Here is a 13,979-nt window from a genome sequence, read left to right as displayed (position 1 = left end):
GGGCTGTCGGTGAAGCTGGACTCCATGTACCAGGAAGTGATCCTGGACCACTACAAGCATCCGCACGGACGTGGCCTGCGTGCAGGCGACGCCGAGGTCCACCACGTCAATCCGACGTGCGGGGACGAGATCACCCTGCGGGTGCGCTATGACGGCGACACGATCGAGGATGTGTCGTACGAGGGCCAGGGCTGCTCCATCAGCCAGGCCAGCGCCTCGGTACTCAACGAACTGCTGGTCGGCAAGGAGCTGGGCGAGGCCCGTCAGATCCAGGAGCGCTTCCTGGAGCTGATGCAGTCCAGGGGGCAGCTGGAGCCCGATGACGCCATGGAGGACCTGCTGGAGGACGCGGTCGCGTTCGCCGGGGTCTCGAAGTACCCGGCGCGGGTGAAGTGCGCGCTGCTGAGCTGGATGGCCTGGAAGGACGCTACGGCGAAAGCATTCGGCGAGCCGAGCAAGGAGACGACCTCATGACCGAGACGACCACCAAGCCCGCGAGCGAGGATGAGGTCCGCGAGGCGCTGATGGACGTCGTCGACCCGGAGCTGGGCATCGACGTCGTCAACCTCGGCCTGATCTACGGTATCCACATCGATGACGCGAACACCGCGACCATCGATATGACGCTCACCTCGGCGGCCTGTCCGCTGACCGACGTCATCGAGGACCAGGCCGTGTCCGCGACCGAGGGCATCGTCAACGAGCTGAAGATCAACTGGGTCTGGATGCCCCCGTGGGGCCCGGACAAGATCACCGACGACGGCCGCGAGCAGCTGCGGGCGCTGGGTTTCAACGTCTGAGCGCTCCCGCTCGCCGCTCCGTCGCGGCGTGCACGTGAGACGGCCCCGGCCGCCGGAATGCGGTGGCCGGGGCCGTTTCGCTGTCCACGGCCGCCCCTGGTGCCCGGGGGCGGGGGAGAGCATTATGTGTACGGCCGTACGCAGTGCTGTGTACGCTCGTACGTATGGTGTATGTGACGCTCGGAGCAGCGATCTTCGCCGAGATTCTGGCGACGACCTCGATGAAGTACAGCGACGGGTTCAGCAAGCTGTGGCCCTCGCTGTTCACCGGGGTGGGGTATGTGGTGGCGTTCCTGCTGCTCGCGCATACGCTGAAATCCATGTCCGTGGGCACCGCCTACGCGATCTGGTCCGGCGCGGGGACGGCGGCGGTGGCGCTGATCGGCATGATCTTCATCGGCGAGGCCGTCACCCTGTCGAAGATCCTCGGGCTGCTGCTGGTGATCGCGGGAGTCGTGGTGCTGAACCTGGGCGGAGCGCACTGATGGCACGGCGGTACGACCCCGACCGGCGGCAGCGCATCATCGACGCCGCGATCAGGATCGTGGAGCTGAAGGGCATCGACGTGCTCAGCCACCGCACGGTCGCTGCGGAGGCGGACGTGCCCCTGGGCTCCACGACCTACCACTTCGCGAGCCTCGACGACCTGCTGGTCGCCGCGCTGGAGCAGGTCAGCTGCGCACCGCAGACCGCCGTCCACATCTGGAGCGAAGCGCTGGAGGACGAGACGCCGCTCACCGACGGGATCACCTCCGTCCTGGAGGAGTACGCCTCGGGCAGACGCGGCAGCATCCGGCTGGAGTACGAGCTGTACCTGGCCGCGCTGCGCCGCCCGCCGCTCCAGCCGCTCGCCGCCCAGTGGCTGGACGACATGGTCGCGGTGCTGGCCCGGCACACCAGGGACCTCCCCACCGCGCGGGCGCTGGCCGCGCTGATCGACGGACTGCTGTTGCAGTTCCTGCTCACCGACCGGGACTTCGACCGCGAGGAGGTCCGCTCGGCGCTCGCCCGGGTGACGGGCGAGCAGTGAACGGGGGGCGGGGCCCGTGCCGGTGGCGGGGCCCGCGCCGGTCGCCGGGGCCGGACCGCTCGGCGGAGTGCGGACCGGTTCGTCATCGCGGGGCGAGTCCGGATAGCGTTCGAGGCATGACCGATGCACCCACCACCCCCACCGGCGCCGTCGCCGCCGGGCTCGCCACCGTCGCCGCGGACGGCGTTGTACTGGACACCTGGTTCCCGCAGCCCGCGCTCGTCGCGGAGCCCGGACCCGCCGGGAGCGAGCGGCTGAGCCCCGAGCGCGCCGCGGAACTGATCGGCCCCAGCGCGCCGCAGGCCCTTGGCGAGGACCCCCGGCGCGGGGTCGAGATCGTGGCCGTCCGTACGGTCATCGCCTCGCTGGACGACAAGCCGCTGGACGCGCACGACGTCTACCTCCGCCTGCACCTGCTCAGCCACCGCCTGGTCCGGCCGCACGGGCTCAGCCTGGAGGGGCAGTTCGGATTCCTGGCCAACGTGGCCTGGACCAACCTGGGGCCCGTCGCCGTGGACTCCCTGGAGCGGACGCGGCTCGCCGCCCGCGCCTCCGGCGCCCACCTGAGCGTCACCAGCGTGGACAAGTTCCCGCGCATGACCGACTACGTCATGCCCAAGGGCGTGCGCATCGGCGACGCCGACCGGGTACGCCTGGGCGCACACCTGGCCGAGGGCACCACCGTCATGCACGAGGGCTTCTGCAATTTCAACGCCGGCACGCTGGGCACCTCCATGGTCGAGGGCCGCATCAGCGCGGGCGTGGTCCTGGGCGACGGCACGGACCTGGGCGGCGGCGCGTCGATCATGGGCACGCTCTCCGGGGGCGGCAAGCAGACCATCTCCATCGGACAGCGCTGCCTGATCGGCGCCGAGGCGGGCGTCGGCATCTCGCTGGGCGACGACTCCGTGGTGGAGGCCGGGCTCTACGTCACGGCGGGCACCCGCGTCTCCCTGCCCGACGGGAAGATCGTCAAGGCCCTGGAGCTGTCCGGCGCCAACAACCTGCTCTTCCGCCGCAACTCCGTGACCGGCTCCGTGGAGGCCCTCCCGCGTACCGGCTCCTGGGGCGGCCTGAACGAGGCTCTGCACAGCCACAACTGACCAGCCCCACCTGATCAATCACGGCTGGTCCGCCACAGCCGCTCCGTCACAACTGAGTTCCGGCCGGTCGTCCCCGGGACCTCGCGCATGCCCGTAGGCCATAGGGTGACGGGCATGCGCGATCTTGTGGCCGGCATGCGGTATCTGGGGCGGGGCCAGCGGTGGGTGTTCCAGCACGGGCGGTGGTTCGGGTTCGGACTGCTGCCCGCACTGGTCACCCTTGCCCTGTACGCCGTCGCACTCACGCTGCTGGCCTTCTGGGCGGACGACATCGCCACCTGGGCCACGCCCTTCGCCGACGGCTGGAGCCCGGCCTGGCGGGGGGCGCTGCGCGGGGTCTTCGCCGTGCTGCTGTGGGGCGGCGTGCTGATGCTGTCGGTCGTCACCTTCGCGGCCGTCACGCTGCTGGTCGGCGATCCTTTCTACGAGAAGCTGTCGGAGAAGGTCGAGGAGAGCGAGGGCGGGCTGCCGCCCGGCCAGGACCTGCCGCTGTGGCGGGAGTTGTGGATCTCGCTGCGCGACAGCCTGTTCGTCCTGTGGCGCACGCTGCTGTTCACGGTGCCGCTGTTCCTGCTCGGCTTCGTGCCCTTCGTCGGCCAGACGGTCATCCCCCTCCTCGGGTTCTGCGTCTCCGGCTTCTTCCTCGCCCTTGAGCTGTCTTCGGTCGCGATGCAGCGCCGGGGCATCCCGGTCCGGGAGCGGCTGCGGACGCTGCGCACCCGCAAGGCCCTCGCGCTCGGCTTCGGGGTGCCGCTGGTGCTGTGCTTCCTGGTGCCCGTCGCCGCGGTCTTCCTCATGCCGGGCGCGGTCGCCGGCGCCGCGCTGCTCGTCCGGGACCTCCAGGGCGAACACGGCCCCGACCCGCGCACCCCCGCCCCGGACGGACCCGCGTACGGGCAGGCGGTCCCGCCCCCGTACGGACAGGCGCCGGGGCCGCAGGCGCCGGGACCCCAGGGTCCGCCTGCCGGGGGGTACGGTCCGCCGCCGGGAGGCCCGTACGGCTCGCCGCAGCCAGGACCGTACGGTCCGCCGCCCGATGGCCCCTACGGAGCCACGCGCGCGTCCGGCGGCGGGACTCCATAGAACCGTGGGGCGGTGGCCCTGCACCGGGCGTCACACCCCCGCCGCCGGACGCGGCGCCGTTTCCCGCTCAGCGCAGCGGTATCCGTACGACCGACGGGTCGTGGTCGCTGGACTGGTCGGCGAACTCCGCGTTGATGTGGACGATGTCGTAGTCGGGGCGCCGCACAGCCGGGCTGGTCAGCAGGTGATCCAGGCTCTGGGAGTTGCCGTTGAAGACGTAGCCGTAGCGCTCGTTCGCGGGCAGCCGGTTCATGGGGCTGGTCAGCGCGTGGCCGGAGCGCAGCGCGTCCAGGGTGGGCGAGAACGGGAAGTCGTTGAAGTCGCCGCCCGCGACGATCAGCGCGTTCCGGTCCTTGGCCCGCACGTCCCGCGCGAAGGAGTTGAGGAGCTTAGCCTGCTCCACGCGCTGCGGCTCCGAGTGCCGGGCCGGGGGTTGGAAGCGGCCCTCCATGGGCTGGTCGCCGTCCAGGTCGCCACCGCCCTTGGAGCTGAAGTGGTTGGCGACGACGAACACCTCGCGGCCCCGGAAGCGGAACTCACCGGCCAGCGGCTTGCGGCTGGCCTGCCACGCCGCGTCCTGCGGGGCGATGCGCCCCGGTGAGGCCGACAGGGCGGGCTTGCCGCTCCTCCCCACGACCTTGACCGGCGTGGTCGCGTCGCCGCCGGGCCGGTCGGTGAAGGAGACCCGCTCGGGGTTGTAGAGGAAGGCGACGCGGATGTTGCCGCCGGGCTGGCCGCCGTCCTGCTTGTCCGCCGGATCGATCTGACGCCACTTGTAGGAGGGGCCGCCCGCCTTGCGGACCGTCTCGGTGAGCATGTCGAGCGTCTTGTCGGCGGCGACCGTGCCGTCGTCCTCGGGACCGGTGTTGTCCTGGACCTCCTCGACGGTGACGATGTCGGGCGAGGACAGGTTCGTCACCAGCCCTTCGGCCAGCCGGTCGAACTTGGCGGGGTCGGTCCTGGGGGAGAGGTTCTCGACGTTGTAGGTGGCCACCGCCAGTTCGTCCGCGCGCTGCGCCCTGGTCCGCTCGCGCTTCAGATCCCGGTCCCGGTGGGTGCCCAGGGTGGTGGCGCGCAGCGTGTAGCCGCCGAACTGCTCGTAGTCCAGGGGCCCTTCGGTGCTCCCGGCCAGCTCGTCACCCACGTCGGCCTTCGGGAAGGGGTGCTCGTCGAGCGGGAGGAGCGAGGAGACCTTCATCCGGGCGCCGTTCTGGTCCCCGTACGAGCCGTAGAGGGTGCCGCCGCGCGGGGTGGGGCGCTGGCGGGGGTCGGCGGTGACCCACAGGTCGTGATAGGCCGAGGTCGGGCCCGTGACCCGCGCGTCGCGCACCGAGACACGCATGCCCTCCAGCGACTCGTAGCGGTCCAGGGCGTAGCGGGACGGGCGCAGGGCGCGGTTCTCGATGCTGCCGCCCCCGGCGTCGGGGGCGTAGGTGCGCGGGATGCTGCGCGGGGTCAGCCGGAAGGCGGCGGGCAACTCGGCGCGGCGCCCGCCGTCGGCCGGGGCGGAGCGCCAGGTGGCGCCCGTGAGCTGGGTGACGGACTGGCCCCCGGCCTCCTTGCCGCCCGGGTAGAACTCGGCGACCTCACCGGAGGCCGTCAGCGCGTCCCCCACGGCGACGCCGGGGCTCTCCTTGCCCGTGTAGACGAAGATCCCTTCGCTGGTGGCCGGGTTGTCGTCGGGGTCGGTGTCCTGGAGCCAGAAGCCGCGCGCCGAGCCGAAGCCGCGCACGCCCGTGACGATTCCGGGGACGCCGGTGACCTGGCGGCCCGCATAGGGGGACAGCCGAGTGCTGCCCTGAATGTCGTGAATGCGTATTGCCTTGCCGGTGTCGGCGCCTGCGGACGACGGCAGGACCAGCAGGGTGGAGCAGACAGCGGCGACGGTGAGTGTCGCCGCACGCAGAGGTCGGGACGATCGGGACGGCACGAAAAGCCTCCGGGGTTCGGGCCCTTGAACGGGTGCGGGGCTGTGCTTGGCGGTGCGGTGCGGTGTGGAGCTGTGCTGACTGAGTGGTGCGGGGCTGTGCTGGTGGGGCGGAGCCGGCGGTCCGCTGGTCCTCCCGACAGCCTGGTGGAGTCGGCTGCGGGATGGAACTGGCTGGTCTCGCTGGGTGAAGTCGGCCGCGCCGGTGCCTCGGGGGGCGCGCGCTCCGGTGCCACCGGTCGGCCGGACAGCATTCTCTACGCGCGTAAAGTCTGGTCGGCCAACAGCAGTTGTCAAGAACGTGACATCGCAGGGGGGCGCCCCGCCGCCCTCCTGTTACATGGCGGGTGCACGATTCGGGCAGCCGAGGACAGAACCCGTCTACGCTGGGGCCCTGCACCGCCCCGCAACCCCGTACCCCCTGAACCCGTAATCCCGTATCCCCCTGAATCCGTAACCCCGTAGGACTCGTAGGAGATGAACGCGCACATGACCGGTGACGACCGTCCCACCATGCCGCCCGTACGGCTGCCCTCTGACGCCGAACTGGCACGGGACGCGCTGGCCGCCCCCCTCCTGGCGCGCGCGGTGGAGCTGACCCGATGGGCGCGCGCGGGCGGGCCCGAGGGCGCGGGCATCCCGGTCGGCGCGGGCGGCGAGCTGCTGTCCGAGCAGCTCAAACAGGCCGCGGCCCACCTGGGCCTGGCGGACGGCGAGGACGCGCCCGCGCTCGCCGCCGACGCCTGGAACTTCGCGGTGGACACCGGGCTGCTGATCATCGACGAGGACGCCGACGACGAAGCGGCAGGCGCGGGCGGTGGCCCGTCCAGCGACAGCCCCGTGCCCTCCGGCGACGACTCCTCGCCCTTCAGCGACGAGCCGGTCGGCATGGCCACGCCGGACGAAGAGCTGGCCGGACTCACCGGCGGCGCCGCCGAGGCGGGCACCCCGAGCCCCGCCGAGATCCTCGAACTGTGGCAGGACGGTCTGGAGACGGTGCTCGCCGACGCCGCGACCCCCAGCTTCGAAGAACTGCTCGGCGGCATCGAGAACGCCATCGGCCAGGACGGCGAGATCGACCCGAACTCCATCGACCTCGACGCCGTGGACTGGAATCCGGAAGAAGAGGCCGACTTCCTCGACAGTGCCCTGGGCAACCTCTACCTGCTGACCGCCACGGACGCGGCCGTCGCCGCGGGCTCGATGGTGCCGCTGCCGGTCCTGGCCGCCTCGATGATCGTCCCGGAGGGCATGGACGAGCCCACCGACGAGGTGCTGGAGGAGGTCTCCACGGCGATGATGCGGCTGGACGAACAGTTCCGGATGCTGGAGCCGACCGGATTGGTGGAGTACCAGCCGGTGGACGAGGCGCTCACCCGGGAGGCCGGCGAGGCCGAAGAGGCGCTGGAAGCCGAACAGCTCGGCGGCGAGCTGGACGATGAGGACGTCTCCCGCTACGGCATGGTGCGGCTGACCCCGCTGGGGTTGCACGGGGTGCGCGAGCGCATGCGGGAGGCCGGTCTGGAGGTGCCCGCCGTCGGCGATCTGGCCGGCTCGGGCGCCGACGTACTCCTCGCGGCACTCCCCGTCTACACCGAGGACAACGCGCGCAGCGAGATCGAGACCTGGCTCGCCGAACGCGCCGGCCGGGCCGAGGGCGACGGGGCGGCGGACGCGGCCCGCGAGCTGCTGGCCGCCGCGCGCGGCGGCGACGAGGAGGGCCCCGTACGCCGACTGGCGTGCCAGCAGGCCCTCTCGCTGGCCGGACCCGAAGCCGAGCCCGCGCTGCGCGAGGTGCTGGAGGACCGGCAGCTCGGCGGGCTGGCCCGGGTGTGGCTGGCGGAGCGCGGCGCCGCGGACGTGCCGCAGCCCGACGAGGACATGGTCTTCTGGCTGACCGTGGACACGATCGCGGCGCAACTCGCCACAGCGGGCGAGCCGGAAGAGCTTCAGGATCTGGTGCGCGGGCTGGTGGACCAGCACGCGGGGTTCTTCGACAAGGCGTGGCGCGTCGACCACCCGGCGACCGGAGAGGTGCTGGAAGCGATGGGCCGGGTGCACCCCGACAAGCAGGTTGCCAAGGCCGCCCGCAAGGCCGCCTTCAAGGCCCGCTCCCGCTGAGCACCTCCGGTGCGGGCCCGCGACGGTATGTGCGGATCCGGCCTGATCCGGGCTGACGCGGGTTGGTGCGTCGGGTTGGTTCACTCCGCTCCGCGCTGCATCGCGCCGCCGCCCTCCTTCCGGTGTGTACCGGAGGGAGGGCGGAGCTGTGTGCTACGCCGCCCCGGGTGGTTGTGAGGACGAAGGGGCCGCTGCGGAATCCGCCGCCGGTCGCTTTGTGCCCGCCGCGTCGATGCGGCGTGCCCGTTTCCCAGGCCCGCAAAGGCGAAATGCGTGCCCGTTCGGGCCCGTTTCGAACCGTTCGGGCATCCGAGCCGTTGTTCTCCTCGACAACCGGAACTTCATACGCCCCACACGCCCCACACGAGAGGACCTCGGAAATGCAAGCAGGAGACGAGGCGCGCCGCCTGACGCCGGTCCCGGAAACAGATGAGATCCGGGTCAACTGGGCGGAGGGGAGCATTGAGTTACCCGAACAAACGGTCGAAAAGGTCGCCCAGCTCGCTGAGGCTTCCCGGCCCGGCTCACCCGCCCGTGCCGGAACGGAACTCAGCGGCGGCACAGGCCCCCTCAACAGCAACCCGCCCACCCGTGCCGCAACGGGGTTCAGCGGCGGCACAGGTAACAGTGCGAACAACCCGCCCACCCTGAACTTCCGGGACGAGCACGGCAACCAGTTCACGGCCACTCCCGACGGCAACGGTGACTGGAAGGTGAGCGAGATCTTCTCGCGGCCAGCCGCATTGGCCCGACAGAACCGAACGGAGATCACGACGGCCATCAAGTGCGTTGCCTTCGCCCTGGTGGCGGGAGGAGAAGCGCTGAAGGCGGCGGGCCAGGAAACCTACGGCAAGGGTCTGAAAATCACGGGCAACGCCCTGATGGGCGCCGCGCAATTCTCGGACGCGGGCCATTACGGACACTCTGCCTTGGTGACCGCGAGGGAAGAAGGGCTCAGAGAGGCATTCGCGGATGGACGTAAGGCGGTCTTGGGATTTGTCGGCGGGGCCGCCGCAGCCGTGTCTGCCGCTGTCGACGGAGGCGATAATGCGATCGCTAATTCCATTACAGCTGGCTTGGGCGGCTTCGCTGCTGTGTCGACCGGCCCGACGAGGGTAGAACAGAAGCAGACCGAGGAAGAAAAGCGGAAGCACTTCTACGACCATGACTCACAGGTCGAAGCCCAATCCCACCTTGACCGGCCGCTGCCGCTGCCGAGGAATTACACGGGATTCAGCGGATCGAACCCTGAGAGCACGATCCGGAGTGGGGCTCCGAGTCTCCACCAGGTACCGCAGGGGGTGCCGATGCGGCCCACCCTTCCCAGCAACAACTCCCAGGGCAGCACCGCCCAGTCCGTGAGGGACATGTTGCCCCAACAGTTCGTGCAACGCAGGGACACCCAGAACAGCGGCGCTTCCACCACTGAGAACCCGACGGCGAGGCCGCCGGCCGCCGTCCTTCCCGCTTCCCAGGCGAAGAGCGGCCGGAAAATGGGCCCAGGGTGACCAGGACGGCCGAGTGCCAGCCCGAGTGAGCTGATCCGCTCGGGTAGGGCGCCCGGCAGCGCGGGCCGGACGTGGTACACGAGCCGGCCCGCGCGGAACATGAGCAGACGTGGTGAGGGCCGGGTACCCTCGCGGCGGAAAAGCAGTGGCGCGGCCCACCGCAAGTGGCTACGGTCACTCGTGTTCGTGCGTCGGCCGCCGCTGTTGGCGGCCCTTGAAAGAGACCAGGAGGTGTTGACCGATGACTGTTGAGCTGGGCGCTGCCCGCATCCGGAAGTTCATCAAGTCCACCTCCGTGGCCGTCGGCTGACCCGTTCCGTCCCTTCGCGTCCCTGTGCGCGCGGGTGCAATGTGCGGTCGGTCGGGGCCGCCTTGTGAAGGGCCATCCCCTTGTCTTCCTCTCTTTCTTCTTCCTCCTCTGCCTCTCCCTCCCCTCTCCCGGGCTCTTCTTCGGGCTCTTCGCACCCGCTGACCCCGTACGGCTGGGACGCGGGCTGGGAGGCCGAGTTCGGCCCGTTCGCGGAGCGTGGGCTGCTGCCCGGCCGGGTCGTCCGCGTCGATCGCGGGCAGTGCGACATCGTCACCGCCGAGGGCATCGTCCGCGCCGACACCGAGTTCGTCGTGCCGCACGATCCGATGAAGGTCGTGTGCACGGGGGACTGGGCCGCCCTCGATCCCGCGGGCTGCGACCCCCGATATGTGCGGACGCTGCTGCCGCGCCGCAGCGCCTTCGTGCGCTCCACGTCCTCGAAGCGCTCCGAGGGCCAGGTGCTGGCCGCCAATGTCGAGCACGCGCTGATCGCCGTCCCGCTCGGCGGCGACCTGTACCTGGGCCGCATCGAACGGTTCATCTCGCTGGCGTGGAGCAGCGGCGCCCAGCCGCTGCTCGTCCTCACCAAGGCGGACCTCGTCCCCGACGCGGTCACCGTCGCCCACCTGCTCGCCGACGCGCAGAGCGCGGCGCCCGGCGTGCGGGTGCTGCCGGTCAGTGCCGAGACCGGCGACGGGCTCGACGCTCTCGCCGCCGTCCTCGCGGGCGGCACCACCGCGCTGCTCGGCCAGTCGGGCGCGGGCAAATCGACGCTCGCCAATGCCCTGTTGGGGCACGGTGCGCAGACTGTCCAGGCCATTCGCGACCGGGACGGCAAGGGCCGTCACACCACGACGACCCGCAACCTGCTGCCGCTGCCCGCGGCGTCGGGCGGCGGCGTGCTCATCGACACTCCCGGGCTGCGCGGCGTGGGGCTGTGGGAGGCGGAGGAGGGCCTGGGCCAGGCGTTCTCGGAGATCGAGGAACTGGCCCGGAACTGCAGGTTCCAGGACTGCGCCCACCAGGCCGAGCCCGGCTGCGCGGTGCTGGCCGCCGTGGAGGACGGCACTCTCCCCGAGCGGCGGCTCGACAGCTACCGCAAGCTGCTGCGCGAGAACGTTCGGCTGGCCGCCCGCACCGACGCGCGACTGCGCGCCGAGCAGCGTCAGATGTTCAAGCAGCGGCAGGCGCTCGGCCGGCACATGATGGAACGCAAGCGCGGTCCTCGCCGCAAGCGGTAGCGCTCCGCGAGTGGGGGAGGGGATGGGGGCGAGGGGCGGACCGGCCGCGTCGGTCCGCCCCTCGCCCCGGCGCCGACGGTATGGGCGGGAAACGGTCAGCGCGGGTGCGATACGTGCTGGTTGGTACCGTCCCCTTCATGTTTCCGAGGTTGTTCCCGAGGCTGCCCCAGAGGCCGCTTCCTTGGGCGTTGAACGTCCGGTTCTCGTCGCTGTCGCCGTCCCCGCCGACGGCACTCGCGGGCGGTGACCGGGCGCGGGTCCTGTGATGGGCAGGGCCGTGCCCGCGCCCGCCGCGCCGTTCGGTCCGCTGGAGTTCCAGCTCGTGCTGCTGCGCAGGATGGCCGACTTCCAGCGGAACAGGGTCGAAGAGGCCCTGCGCGTGCTCGGCGTCGGCCTCGGCACGATGCGGGAGGCGAACAAGCGCTGGCAGGCCATGGTCCGTTCCCCGCGTGGTGCCGGCCGTGGCTCCCTCGCCCGCTACCGCTCCGTCCTCGGTCCGCCCGAGGCCACCGAGCGGCGCCGGGTCGGCGACCTCGGCTGCGAGGCGCTCAGCTGGGCCCTGCCGCTCTGGCCCGAGCTGCGCTTCGAGGTGGTGAGCGCGCCGGGTGGCGGCGCGGCGTGGAACGAGTGGCTCGTACGGGCGCCGGGCGCGCCCTCGCCGCGGCTGCGCACCGTCGAGGACCTGGTGCCCTGGTCGTGCACGGTGGACGAGGTCGCGCGCGCGTTCCCTCCCCTGCCCGCGCGCGGCGGTTCGACGCCCGCGCGCTTCCAGCCGGCGGCTGGGCCGCACGCCCAGCGGCTCGCCTGCACGGCTCCCGATGTGGACGGTCAACTCCACGATCTGGTCGCGGAGTTCACCTGGGGACTGCTCCAGCGCCTGTCGGAGGACGCGGTGCGCCCGGCGGACACCCGCCCCTGCCCGTAGCGCCCACCCCCGGCGCTCGCCCACGGCCCCGGAGGGTGATGTCCGATTCCCGCCAGAGCCGGGCCGGGCGACGGCGCACACTGGGAAATGTGACGACAGAAGACAGCAGGTATGAAGCCGTACGCAGCAGGGACGCGCGCTTCGACGGCGTGTTCTTCCTCGGCGTGACGACCACCGGGATCTATTGCCGCCCGAGCTGCCCGGCGGTCACCCCCAAGCGGGAGAACGTGCGCTTCTACCCGACGGCCGCCGCGGCCCAGGGTGCGGGCTTCCGGGCCTGCCGCAGGTGCCGTCCCGACGCCGTACCTGGCTCGGCGGAGTGGAATGTGCGGGCCGACCTCGTCGGCCGGGCGATGCGGATGATCTCCGACGGCGTCGTGGACCGCGAGGGCGTCGCCGGGCTGGCCCGCAAGCTCGGCTACAGCGCACGCCAGGTCCAGCGTCAGCTCACCGCCGAGCTGGGCGCCGGCCCCGTCGCGCTCGCCCGCGCCCAGCGCGCGCACACGGCCCGGGTGCTGCTCCAGACGACGCCGCTGCCGGTCACGGAGGTCGCGTTCGCCTCGGGGTTCGCGAGCGTGCGGCAGTTCAACGACACCGTCCGTGACATCTACGCCCGCACCCCCACCGCGTTGCGCGAGGCATCCGCACGCGGCGGGCACGGCCCGGCGGGGCGCCCCGAGGCCCGGGAGTCGGCGCAGCACGGGGGAGCGGCTGTCAGCGGGGTGCCGCTGCGGCTCGCGTACCGGGGCCCGTACGCCAAGGGACAGGTGTTCGGCTTCCTGGAGCGCCGTGTCGTCCCCGGCGTCGAGGAAATGCGCGGCGAACCCGGCGCGCGCACTTACCGGCGCACCCTGAACCTGCCGTACGGCAGCGGCGTCGCGGAGATCGACGAACGTCACGCGCGCGACGGCGAGGGCTGGCTGGAGTGCCGGCTGCACCTGGGCGACCTGCGCGATCTGACCACCGCCGTCCAGCGGGTGCGACGGCTGTTCGACCTGGACGCCGACCCGTACGCGGTGGCCGAACGCCTCGGCGGCGACAGCGCCCTCGGTCCGCTGCTGGCCCGTACCCCCGGGCTGCGCTCGCCCGGCGCCGCCGACGCGCACGAACTGGCGGTACGCGCCGTGCTCGGGCAGCAGATCTCGGTCGGTGCGGCGCGCACCCTGGCGGCGAAGCTCGTCGCGGCCTACGGCAAGCCGCTCGCGGTACCGGACGGCACGCTCACCCACCTCTTCCCCGAAGCCGGGGCGCTGGCCCAGGCCCCGCTGGGCGAACTGGGCATGCCGGACAGCCGCCGCCGTACGATCCGCACCGTCGCGGAGGCGCTGGCGGACGGGACGGTGGTGCTCGATCCGGGTGCCGACCGTGAGGAGACCGAGCACGCGCTGCTGAATCTGCCCGGCATCGGCCCGTGGACGGCCGGCTACATGCGCATGCGCGCCCTCGGTGACCCTGACGTCTTCCTGCCGGGCGATGTGGGCGTACGGCACGGCCTCGCGCTGGCCGGAGCGGAAGCGGGCCAGGCCGAGTCGTGGCGGCCCTGGCGCTCCTACGCCCTGCACCACCTGTGGCACGCCACCACCTTGGCCGAGGAGACCGCTTCGGCGCAGAAGGCCACTCGCCCCGGGGAGAAGGTGCGTTCGTCCCGGGCTGCGGCAAGGGCCGCAGCCGCAGACGTGTGAAGGCCCTGACCCCAGCCCCGGGCAGGGGGGCTTGGGCCAGGGCCGGTCCGCCCACGGATGTCGGGCGGATCCGCCGGCGGACGACGGGGGCGTACGAACCGCCGGCGGCGCCGGGGTGGTGTGTGGTGGTCAGCCGACGCTGATGATGTTGACGAAGGTGCCGGGGCGGGTGGCGCCGGACTGGTCGAGGAGGGAGCCGCCGTAGGGCCACTTGAGGGTGACGTGGGTGGTCTCGTCGGGCGGGGTGAG

General features: G+C 71.9%; 12 protein-coding genes and 1 pseudogene. 11 read left to right on the top strand and 2 right to left on the bottom strand.

Translation table 11 applies throughout. The features are described 5' to 3' along the window. The first annotated feature begins 9 nt into the window (after nucleotides 1–9). The 6 genes from sufU (at nucleotide 10) to ABD339_RS24570 (ending at nucleotide 4,016) form a co-directional block, all read left to right on the top strand. The gene (gene sufU, locus ABD339_RS24595) at nucleotides 10–474 is read left to right on the top strand and encodes a Fe-S cluster assembly sulfur transfer protein SufU (RefSeq protein WP_344568708.1); all 465 of its coding nucleotides are present in this window, start codon (nucleotides 10–12) and stop codon (nucleotides 472–474) included. Next, nucleotides 471–800 carry a metal-sulfur cluster assembly factor gene (locus tag ABD339_RS24590; protein WP_344568707.1) on the top strand — a complete coding sequence of 110 codons (330 nt, stop codon included), beginning with the start codon at nucleotides 471–473 and terminating at the stop codon, nucleotides 798–800. The genes sufU and ABD339_RS24590 overlap by 4 nt, the downstream gene beginning before the upstream one ends. Nucleotides 801–964: 164 nt before the next feature. After that, on the top strand, nucleotides 965–1,285 hold the full coding sequence (locus tag ABD339_RS24585; protein WP_486388546.1) for a DMT family transporter: 321 nt from the start codon (nucleotides 965–967) through the stop codon (nucleotides 1,283–1,285). Beyond that, nucleotides 1,285–1,830 (top strand): TetR/AcrR family transcriptional regulator, encoded by a 546-nt coding sequence (locus ABD339_RS24580; protein ID WP_344568706.1) that lies wholly within the window; start codon nucleotides 1,285–1,287, stop codon nucleotides 1,828–1,830. Before ABD339_RS24585 ends, ABD339_RS24580 begins: the two co-directional genes overlap by 1 nt. A gap of 116 nt (nucleotides 1,831–1,946) precedes the next feature. Next, a complete protein-coding gene (gene dapD / locus ABD339_RS24575) occupies nucleotides 1,947–2,933 on the top strand; it encodes a 2,3,4,5-tetrahydropyridine-2,6-dicarboxylate N-succinyltransferase (protein ID WP_344568705.1) in 987 nt (328 codons plus the stop codon). A gap of 114 nt (nucleotides 2,934–3,047) precedes the next feature. Further along, nucleotides 3,048–4,016, top strand: a complete 969-nt coding sequence (locus ABD339_RS24570) for an EI24 domain-containing protein (protein WP_344568704.1) — start codon at nucleotides 3,048–3,050, stop codon at nucleotides 4,014–4,016. A gap of 67 nt (nucleotides 4,017–4,083) precedes the next feature. On the opposite strand, the gene ABD339_RS24565 is transcribed toward ABD339_RS24570, so the two are convergent. After that, entirely contained in the window at nucleotides 4,084–5,946 is a 1,863-nt protein-coding gene (locus ABD339_RS24565; protein ID WP_344568703.1) for an endonuclease/exonuclease/phosphatase family protein, read from the bottom strand. 486 nt (nucleotides 5,947–6,432) lie between these two features. Between ABD339_RS24565 and ABD339_RS24560 the strand changes: the two genes are divergently transcribed. The 5 genes from ABD339_RS24560 to ABD339_RS24540 all read left to right on the top strand — a co-directional run bounded on the left by ABD339_RS24560 (nucleotide 6,433) and on the right by ABD339_RS24540 (nucleotide 13,730). Beyond that, nucleotides 6,433–8,064 (top strand): hypothetical protein, encoded by a 1,632-nt coding sequence (locus ABD339_RS24560; RefSeq protein WP_344568702.1) that lies wholly within the window; start codon nucleotides 6,433–6,435, stop codon nucleotides 8,062–8,064. A gap of 380 nt (nucleotides 8,065–8,444) precedes the next feature. Next, nucleotides 8,445–9,572, top strand: coding sequence for a hypothetical protein (locus ABD339_RS24555; RefSeq protein WP_344568701.1), 1,128 nt, complete (start codon nucleotides 8,445–8,447; stop codon nucleotides 9,570–9,572). A 390-nt stretch (nucleotides 9,573–9,962) separates the two neighbouring features. Next, nucleotides 9,963–11,123: a ribosome small subunit-dependent GTPase A gene (gene rsgA / locus ABD339_RS24550; protein ID WP_344568699.1), complete on the top strand. Its 1,161-nt coding sequence runs from the start codon at nucleotides 9,963–9,965 to the stop codon at nucleotides 11,121–11,123. Nucleotides 11,124–11,388: 265 nt separating this feature from the next. After that, nucleotides 11,389–12,048 carry a hypothetical protein gene (locus ABD339_RS24545; protein WP_344568697.1) on the top strand — a complete coding sequence of 220 codons (660 nt, stop codon included), beginning with the start codon at nucleotides 11,389–11,391 and terminating at the stop codon, nucleotides 12,046–12,048. Nucleotides 12,049–12,086: 38 nt separating this feature from the next. Continuing rightward, nucleotides 12,087–13,730, top strand: coding sequence for an AlkA N-terminal domain-containing protein (locus tag ABD339_RS24540; RefSeq protein WP_344568695.1), 1,644 nt, complete (start codon nucleotides 12,087–12,089; stop codon nucleotides 13,728–13,730). 129 nt (nucleotides 13,731–13,859) lie between these two features. On the opposite strand, the pseudogene ABD339_RS24535 reads toward ABD339_RS24540, so the two are convergent. After that, nucleotides 13,860–13,979, bottom strand: a pseudogene (locus tag ABD339_RS24535) (DUF4232 domain-containing protein); the annotation flags it as partial.

This window comes from Streptomyces axinellae, assembly GCF_039532135.1.
GTDB classification, from domain to species: Bacteria; Actinomycetota; Actinomycetes; order Streptomycetales; family Streptomycetaceae; genus Streptomyces; species Streptomyces axinellae.
The sequence above is the reverse complement of the archived record's forward strand: the minus strand, read 5'-3'. Positions and strand labels throughout refer to the sequence as shown.

Excerpts from the sequence above, each read along its gene's own strand:
- ABD339_RS24560 (WP_344568702.1), top strand. The coding sequence starts at position 6,433 with ATGACCGGTGACGACCGTCCCACCATGCCGCCCGTACGGCTGCCCTCT.
- ABD339_RS24570 (WP_344568704.1), top strand. The coding sequence starts at position 3,048 with ATGCGCGATCTTGTGGCCGGCATGCGGTATCTGGGGCGGGGCCAGCGG.
- ABD339_RS24555 (WP_344568701.1), top strand. The coding sequence starts at position 8,445 with ATGCAAGCAGGAGACGAGGCGCGCCGCCTGACGCCGGTCCCGGAAACA.
- dapD (WP_344568705.1), top strand. The coding sequence starts at position 1,947 with ATGACCGATGCACCCACCACCCCCACCGGCGCCGTCGCCGCCGGGCTC.
- ABD339_RS24590 (WP_344568707.1), top strand. The coding sequence starts at position 471 with ATGACCGAGACGACCACCAAGCCCGCGAGCGAGGATGAGGTCCGCGAG.
- ABD339_RS24545 (WP_344568697.1), top strand. The coding sequence starts at position 11,389 with ATGGGCAGGGCCGTGCCCGCGCCCGCCGCGCCGTTCGGTCCGCTGGAG.
- ABD339_RS24540 (WP_344568695.1), top strand. The coding sequence starts at position 12,087 with ATGTCCGATTCCCGCCAGAGCCGGGCCGGGCGACGGCGCACACTGGGA.
- ABD339_RS24585 (WP_486388546.1), top strand. The coding sequence starts at position 965 with ATGGTGTATGTGACGCTCGGAGCAGCGATCTTCGCCGAGATTCTGGCG.
- ABD339_RS24580 (WP_344568706.1), top strand. The coding sequence starts at position 1,285 with ATGGCACGGCGGTACGACCCCGACCGGCGGCAGCGCATCATCGACGCC.